Annotated in this window: 8 protein-coding genes and 2 pseudogenes; 3 read left to right on the forward strand and 7 right to left on the reverse strand. The window is 73.2% G+C overall.

All coding sequences use genetic code 11. The annotated features are described in order from the left end of the window. Nucleotides 1–127 precede the first annotated feature (127 nt). Together AC4IHM_RS12455 and AC4IHM_RS12460 are read right to left on the reverse strand one after the other, a co-directional pair. A pseudogene (locus tag AC4IHM_RS12455) lies at nt 128–1424 on the reverse strand (hypothetical protein). A 215-nt stretch (nt 1425–1639) separates the two neighbouring features. Next, entirely contained in the window at nt 1640–2443 is an 804-nt protein-coding gene (locus AC4IHM_RS12460; RefSeq protein WP_490867140.1) for a class II aldolase/adducin family protein, read from the reverse strand. A gap of 128 nt (nt 2444–2571) precedes the next feature. On the opposite strand from AC4IHM_RS12460, the gene AC4IHM_RS12465 reads away from it, so the two are divergent. After that, nucleotides 2572–3054, forward strand: a complete 483-nt coding sequence (locus AC4IHM_RS12465; protein ID WP_490867141.1) for a pyridoxamine 5'-phosphate oxidase family protein — start codon at nt 2572–2574, stop codon at nt 3052–3054. Nucleotides 3055–3057: 3 nt separating this feature from the next. Here the strand turns inward: AC4IHM_RS12465 and guaA are convergent, their stop codons facing one another. Next, entirely contained in the window at nt 3058–4638 is a 1581-nt protein-coding gene (gene guaA / locus AC4IHM_RS12470; protein ID WP_490867142.1) for a glutamine-hydrolyzing GMP synthase, read from the reverse strand. 344 nt (nt 4639–4982) lie between these two features. Here guaA and AC4IHM_RS12475 point away from each other — a divergent pair, with 344 nt between their 5' ends. Further along, nucleotides 4983–5270 carry a chorismate mutase gene (locus tag AC4IHM_RS12475; RefSeq protein WP_490867143.1) on the forward strand — a complete coding sequence of 96 codons (288 nt, stop codon included), beginning with the start codon at nt 4983–4985 and terminating at the stop codon, nt 5268–5270. A 550-nt stretch (nt 5271–5820) separates the two neighbouring features. Then, nucleotides 5821–6855: an LAETG motif-containing sortase-dependent surface protein gene (locus AC4IHM_RS12480; protein ID WP_490867144.1), complete on the forward strand. Its 1035-nt coding sequence runs from the start codon at nt 5821–5823 to the stop codon at nt 6853–6855. Between the two features lie 54 nt (nt 6856–6909). Here AC4IHM_RS12480 and AC4IHM_RS12485 read toward each other — a convergent pair whose 3' ends face one another. From AC4IHM_RS12485 to AC4IHM_RS12500, 4 genes and pseudogenes are all read right to left on the reverse strand, one after another. Then, a complete protein-coding gene (locus AC4IHM_RS12485) occupies nt 6910–8700 on the reverse strand; it encodes a GMC oxidoreductase (protein WP_490867145.1) in 1791 nt (596 codons plus the stop codon). Between the two features lie 78 nt (nt 8701–8778). Beyond that, nucleotides 8779–10392 carry a succinic semialdehyde dehydrogenase gene (locus tag AC4IHM_RS12490; protein WP_490867146.1) on the reverse strand — a complete coding sequence of 538 codons (1614 nt, stop codon included), beginning with the start codon at nt 10390–10392 and terminating at the stop codon, nt 8779–8781. 148 nt (nt 10393–10540) lie between these two features. Further along, nucleotides 10541–11296 (reverse strand): annotated as a pseudogene (locus tag AC4IHM_RS12495) (serine/threonine-protein kinase); the annotation flags it as partial. Then, nucleotides 11296–13020 (reverse strand): serine/threonine-protein kinase, encoded by a 1725-nt coding sequence (locus tag AC4IHM_RS12500; RefSeq protein ID WP_490867147.1) that lies wholly within the window; start codon nt 13018–13020, stop codon nt 11296–11298. The pseudogene AC4IHM_RS12495 and the gene AC4IHM_RS12500, both read right to left, overlap by 1 nt. Nucleotides 13021–13032 lie beyond the last annotated feature (12 nt).

The following is a 13032-nucleotide window of genomic DNA, read 5'->3' on the forward strand; positions in this document are numbered from 1 at the left end:
TGCCTGGACCCCCCGCCAGAGCATACGTACGACGTGTGGACCCGCCTCAACCCCTCTCCGGCCGGTTTCTTCCTGTCGGTTTCGACAGGTTGCCGCCCGGCGGGGACACGGCGAGGGCCGGGGTGTGTCAGTCCGTCACGTCGATCGCGTACCGGTTGGTCTCCACGCCCGCGCCGGTCACCACCTGGACGTCCACCCGGCCCGGTTCGAACGTCCGCCGGGACCGGGACGGTGAGCAGGTCGTCCGTGGGGTTGCTGAAGCCGCCCGGCACCGGGACCAGGGGTACGTGGACATTGACGGCGCCGATGCGGACGACCATCCGGGACAGGCGGTCGGCGCGCTGGGCGCCCGGCGGCACGAATCCGGCGCCGCGGATCTCGATGTCGTCGCCGGTGCGGATCGGCGCGTCCAGGTCACCGGCCTCCCGGGCCCGGACCACGGAGAGGATCACGGGGCGCCCGCCCTCCGCGTACTTCCCCGCCACATAGGTCGCCGCCGACACCAGCACCACCACCGCGAGCCCCCACGGCAGGTCGGGCAGTTGTTCCGGGCGCCGGGCCAGCCGCACCGCCGCGAACACCAGGGCGACGGCGCTGATCACGACGTACTGGATGTCGGCGAAGGTTCCGCGTCCCGCGTCGTCCGTCAGCAGGTCGGCCGCGCGCGGCCGGTCCGCCCGTACCTTCTGCAGCCGCTGCCCCAGCACCCGCAGTCCGACCACCCGGCGCACCAGGACCGCGATCCCGCAGACCACCGCGAGCACGGTGACCGCACCGGCGCCGCGGGCGAGTTCGAGCCCGGAGATCAGCGCGTCCCGCCGGTCGTGCCCGGAGGCCACCGCCAGCTGCCCGGCCAGCACGAGCACCGCGTAGGCGACGAACAGCACCCAGACCGCCGCCACGGCCCTGGACGTGGACAGGCGGTTGTCCTCGCCGATGACCGGGGCCAGCGCCCCGCCCCGCGTCCGGTGGAACCACGACGCCGCCGTCAGCGCGCCCGCCACGACCAGTGCCGCCGCGAGCCCGGCGGTGCGCGCCGCCGTCCAGCCGGCGCCGATCGCGGTCAGCGACTGCCAGAGCAGCAGCAGGACGACCGCCGCCCACACGACGGCCGCGGTGCGCCGGCCCAGGCCCGCGAGCCACGCGTCGCCCTCGGCCCGGCCGCGTTCGGCGACCAGTTCCGCGGACTGGGTCAGCTCCTCCGAGACCCACTGCCGGGACGCGGAGGCCGAGTGGGCCACCGCGGCCGGCAACCCCTGCCCGGCCGCGAACTGCTCCCGCCGCAGCAGGAACGCGGCGACCGCACGGCGATGCCCCTCACGGGCGCCGTGCGGGCAGTCCCCGCAGGTGCAGCCGCCTGCGTGCGCCATCTCGTACGCGCCCTTGTCCGAGCCGCTTCCGCGTCTCGCCTCCTGCACCGCCACCGCCGACGCCGCCTTCCCGAACCCCTAAGTCCCCTGGTACGACAGCGAATTGTGCCGTACGTAACCCTTGCGCGCCCCGGCGCCCCCCGTCCGCTCTGCTCAGCCCGGGTGAGCTGCGGACCGCCGTGTTGACGCGACTGTGAGAAGTCCCGAATGACCGGGATCATCCGCTCCACGGAGACCGCGCCGGATCCCCACGCAGCCCCGCCGCAAGCTCAGTCGAACAGATCGGGCTCGCTGCGGCTGATCTCCCGCCACAACGGCTGGTAGTTGATCCACGCCACCAGGTCGCCGCCGAGCTGCTCCCGGGTCGCCACCGCCTGCCGGTGGTCGATCAGCACCGGCCGGCCCGCCGCCCTCGCCGTCAGCTGCACCTGGCAGGACCGCTCCAGCGAGAGGAACCACCAGGCCGCCGCGTCCACCGAGTCGCCGACCGTCAGCAGCCCGTGGTTGCGCAGGACGAGCGCCTTGCCGGAGCCGAGCACGTCCGCGATGCGCCGCCCCTCCTCCGCGTCGACGGCGACGCCCGAGTAGGAGTCGTACAGCGCGTGGTCCTCGTAGAAGGCGCAGCTCTCCTGGGTGATGGGGTCGAGCAGGTCGCCGAGGGCCGACAGGGCGCGCCCGTGCACCGAGTGGCAGTGGGCGACCGCGACAACGTCGGGGCGGGTGGCGTGCACCTGGGAGTGCACGGTGAAGGCGGCCTGGTTCACGTGGTAGCGGCCCTCGACCACCTGTCCGTCGGAGTTGGCCAGCACGAGGTCGCCCACCGTGATGTGCGCGAACGGCAGCCCGAACGGGTTGACCCAGAAGCAGTCGCTGTACTCGGGATCGCGGGCCGTGATGTGTCCGGAGACCCCGTCCTCGAAGCCGTGCCGTCCGAAGAGGCGCAGCGCGCCCGCGAGCCGTTCCTTGCGGTGCCGGCGTTCGTCCTCGACCGAGTCGTGCATCGGCGGCATCGCGAACCGCAGCCGGTCGGTGGGCAGCGGCGGGGGCGGAGTGGCCCCGGGCGTCCCGTCCATGTGTCCTCATGTCCTCCGGCACTGGATTTGCCTTACGGGCCGGAAGTTACCCTCGGTGAGGCCGGGTACGACAGATTCCGGCCCGATACCCGACAGTGGGTGTCGGGTATCGGCGCCACACTCGCCGTATGACCTCGCGCACCGCCCCGAACTGGGCCGCCTTCGCCGCCGCCGAACCCGCCCTGGCCGCCACCGTCGAGGCGCGCTTCGGCGCGTACACCCACCATGTCCTGGCCACCCTGCGCAGGGACGGCTCGCCCCGCACCACCGGCCTGGAGGTGCGATTCCTGGACGGCGAGCTGTGGTTCGGCATGATGCCGGGCTCGCTGAAGGCGCTCGACCTGCGCCGCGACCCGCGGTTCGCGTTGCAGGCGAACCCGGGGGAGGGCACCGGCATGGGCGGCGGGGACGTGCGGATCGGCGGCCGGGCCGTCGAGGTCGAGGACCCCGGGGCACGGGCCGGGTACGTGCGGGAGGTGAAACCGCCGGAGCCGTTCCACCTCTTCCGTACCGAACTGACCGAGGTGGTACGGACCCACGTCCAGGACGCGTACCTGGTCGTCCGGACCTGGCACCCCGGAGAGGCCGTGCGCACCGTCAGGCGCTCGTAGGAATCACTCCCACTCGATCGTCCCCGGCGGCTTCGAGGTCACGTCGAGGACGACCCGGTTGACGTCCTTGACCTCGTTGGTGATCCGGGTCGAGATCTTGGAGAGCACGTCGTACGGCAGCCGGGACCAGTCGGCCGTCATGGCGTCCTCGGACGAGACGGGCCGCAGCACGATCGGGTGGCCGTAGGTGCGGCCGTCGCCCTGGACGCCGACGGAGCGGACATCCGCGAGCAGCACCACCGGGCACTGCCAGATGTCGCGGTCGAGGCCGGCCGCCGTCAGCTCCTCGCGGGCGATGGCGTCGGCCTCGCGCAGCAGGTCGAGCCGCTCCTCGGTGACCTCGCCGACGATCCGGATGCCGAGCCCGGGGCCCGGGAAGGGCTGGCGCTGGACGATCTCCTCCGGCAGGCCGAGTTCCTGGCCGACCATCCGGACCTCGTCCTTGAACAGCTTGCGCAGCGGCTCGACGAGCTGGAACTCGAGGTCCTCGGGGAGCCCGCCGACATTGTGGTGGGACTTGATGTTCGCCGCGCCGGTGCCGCCGCCGGACTCGACCACGTCCGGGTACAGGGTGCCCTGCACGAGGAACTCGACCGCGGGGCCCTCGTCGGCGATGATCTCGGCCTGGGCCTGCTCGAAGACCCGGATGAACTCGCGGCCGATGATCTTCCGCTTCTCCTCGGGGTCCGAGACCCCGGCGAGCGCCTTCAGGAACCGCTCGCTGGCGTCCACGACCTTGAGCTGTACGCCGGTCGCGGCCACGAAGTCCTTCTCGACCTGCTCGGTCTCGCCCTTGCGCATCAGGCCGTGGTCGACGTAGACGCAGGTGAGCTGGGAGCCGATGGCCTTCTGGACGAGGGCGGCGGCGACGGCGGAGTCCACGCCGCCGGACAGGCCGCAGATGGCGCGCCGGTCGCCGACCTGCTCGCGGATGGCCGCGACCTGCTCCTCGATCACATTGCCGGTGGTCCAGTCGGGGCTCAGGCCCGCGCCCCGGTACAGGAAGTGCTCCAGCACCTGCTGCCCGTGCGTGGAGTGCATGACCTCGGGGTGGTACTGGACGCCGTAGAGCTTCTTCTCGTCGTTCTCGAACGCGGCGACCGGGACAACGTCCGTGGAGCCGGTGACGGTGAAGCCCTCGGGGGCGGCGGAGCAGGCGTCGCCGTGCGACATCCACACGGACTGCTCGGCCGGGGTGCCCTCGAAGAGGGTGGAGGAGGGCCGGGACACCGCCAGCTCGGTGCGGCCGTACTCACGGGCGCCGGAGTTGTCGACGGTGCCGCCGAGGAGCTGCGCCATCAGCTGGAAGCCGTAGCACATGCCGAAGACGGGGACGCCCGCCTCGAACAGGGAGCGGTCGACGGTCGGCGCGCCCGGCTCGTACACCGAGGAGGGGCCGCCGGAGAGGATGATGGCCGCCGGGTTCCTGGCGAGCATCTCCGCGACCGGCATGGAGCTGGGCACGACCTCGCTGTAGACCCGCGCCTCGCGGACACGGCGGGCGATGAGCTGGGCGTACTGCGCGCCGAAGTCGACGACCAGGACGGTGTCGGGGGCGGCGGCAGCGGGAGTCGCTGATGACACGGGGTGCCTTCCGGCGGTGGGGCGGGGGTCTTGTGCGGCCGATTCTACCGAGGCGGGCGGGTGGCACGTCCCGCCGCCGTGGCCCGCCCGCGCCCGCTCCCACGTCTCACCATGCGAACCGGCTTGGACACCGTCGGGACCCCGGGCATACTGAGGCCCATGCTCACGCACCAGACCTTCGTCTTTACCTATGGCAACCGGCCCACCGGCTGCCATGGTCGTGCTGCTTGAGCAACTGACAAGCGACTTCCCAGGCGCCCCGGGCCGACAAGGTCCGGGGCGCCTGGCGTTTGCGGACCCGGCCGGTCCGGGGCACCGCCACTCTTCGGCGAGGAGCCACCGACATGACCGTCACCGCAGCAGACAGGACCGGCGCCCGCACCACCGAGGCCGCCGACGTGATCACCGGCGCCCGGGAGCGCATCGACGCCCTGGACGACCGGATCATCGGGTTGATCCAGGAACGGATGGCCGTCTCCACCGTCGTCCAGGAGGCGCGGATGACCTCGGGCGGCCGACGCGTGAACCTCTCCCGCGAGATGGAGATCCTCGACCGCTACCGGCAGGCGCTGGGCAAGCCGGGCACTGCGCTGGCGATGACGATGCTGGAGCTGTGCCGCGGGCGCATCTGAGCGTCGTATCTGAGTTCGTCCCCTTCTCACCCGTACGGCGCGTGACCGGGACGCGAGCGGCTTCGTTGGTCCCGGTGTCCGTGTCAGCCAGGGGCGGGCCCGAAAGAACCACGCGTGGCTCGCTGGAGCGATGAGGCGTGCGGATCGTGCCGCACGTCGTGGGACCTCGCTCCAGGAAGTGACCGGACGGCAGGGGACAGCAGCCCGGTCACCCATGAGAACGGCCGGCTCCGGGGACGCCCGGAGCCGGCCGACGGACTCCATCGCCTTGCCGTTCACGGCAAGCGGCGCAACCCCCCCGGCGCCGCTCCCCAGGCACCGGCGCTGCCCTGACGCCGGTGCCGGCTGAGAAAGGGCCCCGCGGCTCCAGTCCCGCGGGGCCCTTCGCCATGCCCCACGTGAGGCGGGCCGTACCGGTGACATAAAAGTTCTGTGAGTTCGCGGACAACCCTTCGCAGGCCTCGTTGATCAAACAGGTGTACGGACCAATCCAAGGGCCACCATCCGCGCCCCACACGCGAAGGCCTCCCGACTCACACCCGAGGTCTCCATGAAGCTTCGTCGCGCCCTGGCAGCGGCCGCCGCCACCGCGGTGATCGCCCCGGCGGCACTGCTCGCGGCACCCGCCGCCCACGCGACGGACGGCACGTCGCCGTCCCCGTCCGCCCCGTCCGCCTCCTCCGGCAGCCGGGCGGACGAGCCGGACACCAACCCGGCCACCGGGCAGCCGCCGTCCCCGAGCGAGACGGACGCGGAGACCACGCCCCCCGCGCCGACCGACTCGGCCGGCGCCTCACCGGGCGGGACGGGCGGGGAGGGCACTCCCGCTCCCGGCGGTTCGGAGACGGCCACGACCGCCCCCGCGGACCCGGCGCCGAGCACTTCCGCGCCCAAGCCGTCGCGGACCCCGGACCCCGAGCCGTCCGTGTGCGAGGACAGCAAGGTCAACGTCGACATCACGGGCCTGCCCGGCAGGATCGCGGCGGGCAGCGGCTGGCACAGGTTCTCGCTGACCGTGGTCAACAACTCCGGGTCCACGCTGCAGAACCTCGACTACCTGGCCGGCGCCGCCGCCGACGCCGACGGCGAGGAGCTGTTCGAGAGCGGGAAGGTCGGCCTCCAGGCCTGGAACCCCGAGGACAAGGTCTGGGAGGACCTGAACGAATTCGGCTACGCGGTCGGCTACATCGGATACTCCGACGAACTGGGGCCCGACTACGAGGTCGACATCCCGCTGCGGATCAATGTGAAGGCCGGTGCCCCGGTCGGCGCGGGCTTCACGCTCGGCGCGACGATCTACGGTGACGCGGACGGCGAGTGCACCGGCTTCGGCGATGTCGCCTACAGGTTCCGGATCGTGGCCGCCGGCACGGACACCGGGGGCACCCGGCCGCAGGAGGGCGGCAAGGCTCCCGTCGCCGTCGAGAAGCCGGCCGCCGGCACCCCGGAGGTCACCGGCAGCCTCGCCGAGACCGGCTCAAGCTCCGCGCTGCCGATGATCGGCCTCATCGGCTGGCTCGCCGTCGTCCTCGGTGGCGGCGCGATGTTCATGGTCCGGCGGCGCAGGTCCGGCACGAAGAACTGACGCCGGCCCGAGCCGCGTGGCCGAGGACGGGTCCCTCCCGCCGTCCCGCCGCCGCTACTTCTTCGGCGACACCGTCGGCATGCCCAGGAACGGCAGCCGCAGCGCGCCGAAGGCGTCGGCCGGGACGGCCGGGGACCCGGGCTCGACGGGGGCGAGGCGTTCGTAGGCCGTGCCCTGTGCGGGGCGGGCGTCGGTCTCGCCCTTGTTCGGCCAGTACGCCATCGCCCGCTCGGCCTGCGCCGTGATGGTCAGGGACGGATTGACGCCCAGGTTCGCCGAGACCGCGGCGCCGTCGACGACCGAGATGCCGGGGTGGCCGTAGAGCCGGTGGTAGGGGTCTATGACGCCGGTCTCGCGGGAGGCGCCGATCGGGCAGCCGCCGAGGAAGTGGGCGGTGAGCGGCATGCCCACCAGCTCCCCCGCGTTGGAGCCGGCGAAGCCGTTGATCTCGGCGGCGAGCGCGGAGGCGCCCTCGGTCGCCGCCCTGATCTGCTTGGGGTTGGGCGAGCCGTGACCCTGGCGGGCGGTGAGCAGGCCCCTGCCGACGCCGCCCGGTTTCAGGTGCGTGGTCAGGGAGTTGTCAAGGGACTGCATGACCAGGCCGATGATGGTCCGTTCCGACCAGCGCCGGTTGGAGAGCGAGCGCAGCACCAGCAGGGGGTGCCTGGCCGCGTGGCCCAGGAAGCCCAGGACGCGGGACGCGCCCGAGGCGGACTGCCCGGCGTAGGGCACCTGGAGGATCGAGAGGCCGCCCATCGCGTTGGAGCCCTTGCCGTAGCGGACGGGCTCGATGTGGGTGTCGGCGTCCGGGTGGATGGAGGACGTGATGGCGACGCCGCGGGTGAAGTCGGCGCGCCGCTCGCCGGTGGCCCGGCGGTAGCGGCGGTCCTGGGTCTGGGCGCCGACCAGGGCCTCGGAGTTGGTGCGGGTCAGCTCGCCGAGCCGGTCGGAGATGTGCGGGAGCCGGCCGGTGGCCTTCATGCGGTGCAGCAGCGTCTGGGTGCCGTAGGTGCCGGCCGCGACGACCACCCGGCGGGCGGTGAAGGTGCGGCCCGCGTCCTTCTTCCGGCGGTCGGTGGGCAGTGTCGCGATCGCGAACCCGCCGCGGGAGTCGTCGGTGACCGAGACGACGGTCGTCATCGGGTGGACGACCGCGCCCGCCTTCTCGGCGAGGTACAGGTAGTTCTCGTTGAGGGTGTTCTTCGCGCCGTGCCGGCAGCCGGTCATGCACTCGCCGCACTCGTTGCAGGCCTTGCGGTCGGGGCCCGCGCCGCCGAAGTAGGGGTCGGGCACCCGCTCGCCCGCCCGCGCCCTCGCCGCGCCGTCGGCGTCCTCGCCGTCGCCGAAGAAGACGCCGACCGGTGCCATGTGGAAGGTGTCGCCGCAGCCCATCCGCTCGGCGGCGGCCTTCAGGTGCACGTCGGAGGGGGTCGTCGTCGGGTTCAGCCGGACTCCGAGCATGCGCCGGGCCTGGTCGTAGTACGGGGTCAGCTCCTCGTGCCAGTCGGTGATGTCACGCCACTGGGGGTCGTCGAAGAAGGGCTGCGGCGGCACGTAGAGGGTGTTGGCGTAGTTCAGGGATCCGCCGCCGACCCCGGCGCCCGCCAGGACCATGACATTGCCGAGCAGGTGTATGCGCTGGATGCCGAACATGCCGAGCCTCGGCGCCCAGAGGTAGTTCTTCAGGTCCCAGGAGTTCTTGGGGAGCGACTCCCGGGTGAAGCGGCGGCCGGCCTCCAGGACGCCGACGCGGTAGCCCTTCTCGGTGAGGCGCAGCGCGCAGACCGAGCCGCCGAAGCCGGAACCCACGACGAGGACGTCGTAGTCGTATGCGTCCTGGGGCACGGGTGTCTCCTCTTTGAGTGCGCGTGCGGGTGATCCGTGGCCGGTCGCGGGGCTGCCCGCGCACCGGAGAAGCGCCGGCTACCTGAACCGGAACGCCTTCATCAGCCGGAGGCTGCGGCTCATGAAACGGGCGTACTTCTCGTCGTCCATGCCCAGGGACGGCGCCATCGGCAGCAGCCGCTGGTGGGCGATCGTCTGGGCCTCGGTGTACTTGAGGATGCCCTCGGAGCCGTGCCGGCGGCCGAGTCCCGAGTCCTTCATGCCGCCCATCGGGGACTGGACGCTGCCGTAGGCGGAGGCGTACCCCTCGTTGATGTTGACGGTGCCGGTGCGCAGCCGGGCCGCGAGGTCGCGGGCGCGCCGGGCGTCCTTCGTCCAGACCGAGGAGTTCAGGCCGTACGGCGTGGAGTTGGCGTCCTCGACCGCCTCGTCCTCGGTCGTGAAGCGGTGGACGGAGACGACCGGTCCGAAGGTCTCCTGCGCGCATACGGTCATGGGGGCCGTGACGCCTTCGAGGATCGTCGGCTCGTAGAAGTACGGGCCGATGTCCGGGCGGGCGACTCCGCCGGCGAGGAGCTTCGCGCCCCGCTCGACCGCGTCCGCCACGTGCCGCTGGACGGTCTCCAACTGCCCCTCCCCCGCCAGCGAGCCCATGTCGGCGCCGTAGGCGAGACAGGCCCCGAGCCGCATGGCCCTGGTGCGGGCGACGAAGCGCTCCAGGAAGGCGTCGGCGACCGACTCGTGGACGTAGAGCCGCTCGATGGAGACGCAGAGCTGGCCGGCCGAGGAGAAGCAGGCGCGTACGGCGCCCGCCGCGGCCTTCTCGATGTCGGCGTCGTCGAGGACCAGCATGGCGTTCTTGCCGCCGAGTTCGAGGGAGACGCCGATCAGCCGGGTGGCGGCGCCCCGGGCGACCTCGCGGCCGGTGCGGGTGGAGCCGGTGAAGGAGACGTAGTCGGCGTGCCTGACGACCTCGGGTCCGACGACCGGTCCCGCGCCGAGGACGACCTGGAGGACCTCGGCGGGCAGCCCGGCCTCGACGAGCAGGTCGCGCGCCCACAGGGCGGTCAGGCAGGTCTCCGTGTCGGGCTTCATCACGACCGCGTTGCCCGCGACGAGCGCGGGGAGCGCGTCGCCGACGGACAGCTCCAGCGGGTAGTTCCAGGGGGCGATCTGGCCGACGACACCGCGCGGGTGGCGCAGCTCGGTGACCTTCGTCAGGGCCGGTACGGCGCCGGTGTGCCGCCTGGGCCGCAGGTGGGCGGCGGCGCGGCGGCCGTAGTACCGGGCGGCGACGGCGACGGCCTGGACCTCCTCGTGGGCGTGCAGGCGGGCCTTGCCGGTCTCCAGCTGGACGAGGTCGAGGACCTCGGCCTGGCGTTCCAGGACCAGGTCGTGGAAGCGCAGCAGGACGGCGGCGCGCTGCCGTACCGGGACGCGCGCCCACACGGCCTGGGCGGCGCGGGCCCGCTCGAAGGCGCCGGCCACGTCCTCGGGCGTCGACTCGGGGAGGTCGGCCAGCTTCTCGCCGGTGAACGGGGTGTGGTTCGCGGTGCGGCCGGAGCCGGTCACGCCCTTGGTGAGCTGGGCGACCAGCTCGGGTGTGACCACGTCGGCAGCGGTGCGGGCGCCCTCGGGGGCGGGGGCGAGAGGGTTCGTGCCGGTGTGTTCCGGGGCCTGCGCGTCCGTCATGAGCCGCAGAGTATGACGCCGCGAGGCCTTTGTGTACCCGTCGGTAATAGGGATTCACCGAGTACTCACACACCGCCAGCGATCGCTGGCAGAAAACTCGCTGATCAGGGCGTTACCAGGAAGGGCCGGCTCGCATCGCTTCTTTTCGGTCCGGAGCGGGGCGTGGCTCCCCGGCCACCGCCTCCGGGCGCTCCGTGGCCTCCTCCCGGCGTTCGGCCACCGCCTCCAGGCGCCGCGCGACCTCGGCCGCCTCCGGGCGCCGCCCGGTCTCCCCCGCCCGCAGTCCCTCGATCAGCGGGCCGAGCGGGCCGGCCGGCGCCCGGTCCGCGACGGCCGTGTGCAGCAGCTCGCCCAGGGCCCGCAGGTCGGCCGCGGGTCCGGCGCCCCGGTGGGACTCCTCGCCCGGTACCCGGGCCGTGCCGAGGTCGGTGAGCACGACGCGGCCGTGCGGGCCGAGCAGCACGTTGGCGGGCCCGACCGCGCGGTGCACGATGCCGACGGCGTGCGCGGCCCGCAGGGCACCGAGGACGGCGAGGCCCACGCGGGCGGCCTCGGGCGCCGCCACCGGACCGCGCCGCAGCACCTCGTGCAGGGACTCGCCGGGGATCCACTCCATGACGATCCAGGGCAGTCCGTCGGGCCCGGCCTCCTCCACGACCACGTCGTGGATGCGGACGGCGGCGGGATGGTCGACGCGGGCGGCGGCACGGGCCTCGCGGTAGAGGCGGTGGGCGGCCCGGCGGTACGTCTCGTCCGCCGGGTCGCCGGGCAGCCGCGGCCGTTTGACGGCGACCTCGCGCGCCCCGAGTTCGTCGAAGGCCCGCCACACGGTTCCCGAAGCGCCGCCGCCGACGCGCCGGAGCAGCCGGTAGCGCTCGCCGACCAGCCGGCCCTGGAGTCCCATCAGAGGTCGTCGACCTCCCAGTTGGCGATCACCGTCCGGGCGATCTCGCGTCCCTCGTCGGCGAAGTAGCCCTTGCCGGGGTAGTCGACCGACACCTTGTACATGTCGCCGTTCCGGGCCTTGTAGTAGAGGATGCGGACCTCGCGCTCACGGGGGTTCAGCGTGTCCGTGGTCGTGTAGTCGATGACGTTCTCGGCGGCGTTCCTGCCCTTGTACTCGGCCGCGACCGGCTCGCCCTTGGGAGGGGGCTTGGCGGCGAAATTCCAGGAGTACTCGCCGTCCTTGAGCATGTCCCAGTCCGCCCACGCATTGGCGATGGCGGTGTCCGGGATCTTGCCGTCCTCGTCGTCGGCCTTGATGTCCCGGTCCAGCAGGACGGTGACCGCACCGCTCGGGTCGGCGAAGGTCTCGTTGGTGCCGTCCCAGTCGTCGTCGTGCTTCAGCTTCACGAAGTCGGCCGGCACGCCGACGCTCATGCCGAGCTTGCCGCCGAGTCCCCGCTGCTTCCAGCCCTGCGGCAGCGGGCCCGCGAAGGGGTCCGCGATCACCAGGTACGACGCCACCGCCGCCGCGACCACCGCCGCGCCGAGGGTGATCCACGCGTTGCGGCCCAGCCGGACGCTCCACCGCGACCCGCGCCCGGCGGACCCGCCGGGCCCGTCCGGTCCGGCGAGCCCCGCCACCCGGGTGGGCGACGGCGCGGGCGGGTTCGCGGCGGCGTCCAGCAGGGCGCGCACCCGGGCGGCGTCCGGGCGGCGCGCCGGGTCCTTGTCCAGCAGGCCCGTGATGACCTCGGCCAGCGGGCCCTGCGCGGCGGCGGGCGGCGCCGGCGCGGCGTTGAGCACGGACTGGAGGGTGGCGGGGGTGTTGCTGCGGCGGAACGGCGAGACGCCCTCCGTCGCCGCGTACAGCACCACGCCCAGCGACCACAGGTCGCTCGCCGGGCCGGGACGCTGGCCCAGCACCCGTTCGGGGGCGATGTACTCGGGCGAGCCGACGAAGCCGCCGGTGTCGGTGAGATTGGTCTCGCCCTCGATCTGGGCGATGCCGAAGTCGGTGAGGACGACCCGGTCGTGCCGGCCGAGCAGCACGTTGTCGGGCTTCACGTCCCGGTGCAGGATGCCGGCCGCGTGCGCGGCCTCCAGCGCGCCGAGCACCTCCAGGCCGATCCGGGCGGCCTCGCGCGCGCCCAGTGTGCCCTCCTGCAAGGCGTCGCCCAGCGAGCGGCCCCGCACCAGCTCCATCACGATCCACGGCCGGCCGTCCACGACCGCCACGTCGTGCACGTTGACCACGGCGGGGTGGTCGAGCCGGGCCGCGGCGCGCGCCTCTCGGCGCATCCGCTCGAAAACGTTGTCCCGTTCGCGTTCGGGAAGATGGTCGGGGACGCGGGGCTCCTTGACGGCGACCTCGCGGTCCACGGTCTCGTCCTTGGCCCGCCACACGGTGCCCATGCCGCCGTGGCCGAGCTTGGCCATCAGCCGGTAGCGGCCGGCGATGAGCCGCCCGGCGCCCGGATCCGACGCGGCCGCCGCCGGGGTTCCCGACCGCCCGTCCGCGGACGCGGGACGCGCCTGGGCCGAAGCCGACCGGGGCGGCACGACCTGGGTGGGGGCCGCGTACGGGTTGCCGGGATGCGGCACGGCGCCGGGCCGGTGCGGTGGTTGCAGGTCGAAGCTCGTCGGCTCGTCCGACCCGCTGCGAGGTCCCCCGTTGCTGCTCATGGGTCCATCCAT

The sequence above is a fragment of the Streptomyces sp. SL06 genome, assembly GCF_058244745.1.

Bases quoted from the DNA above. Each gene is read 5' to 3' on its own strand.
- AC4IHM_RS12500 (WP_490867147.1), bottom strand. From the start codon at position 13,020: ATGAGCAGCAACGGGGGACCTCGCAGCGGGTCGGACGAGCCGACGAGC.
- AC4IHM_RS12490 (WP_490867146.1), bottom strand. From the start codon at position 10,392: ATGACGGACGCGCAGGCCCCGGAACACACCGGCACGAACCCTCTCGCC.
- AC4IHM_RS12465 (WP_490867141.1), top strand. From the start codon at position 2,572: ATGACCTCGCGCACCGCCCCGAACTGGGCCGCCTTCGCCGCCGCCGAA.
- AC4IHM_RS12475 (WP_490867143.1), top strand. From the start codon at position 4,983: ATGACCGTCACCGCAGCAGACAGGACCGGCGCCCGCACCACCGAGGCC.
- AC4IHM_RS12480 (WP_490867144.1), top strand. From the start codon at position 5,821: ATGAAGCTTCGTCGCGCCCTGGCAGCGGCCGCCGCCACCGCGGTGATC.
- AC4IHM_RS12460 (WP_490867140.1), bottom strand. From the start codon at position 2,443: ATGGACGGGACGCCCGGGGCCACTCCGCCCCCGCCGCTGCCCACCGAC.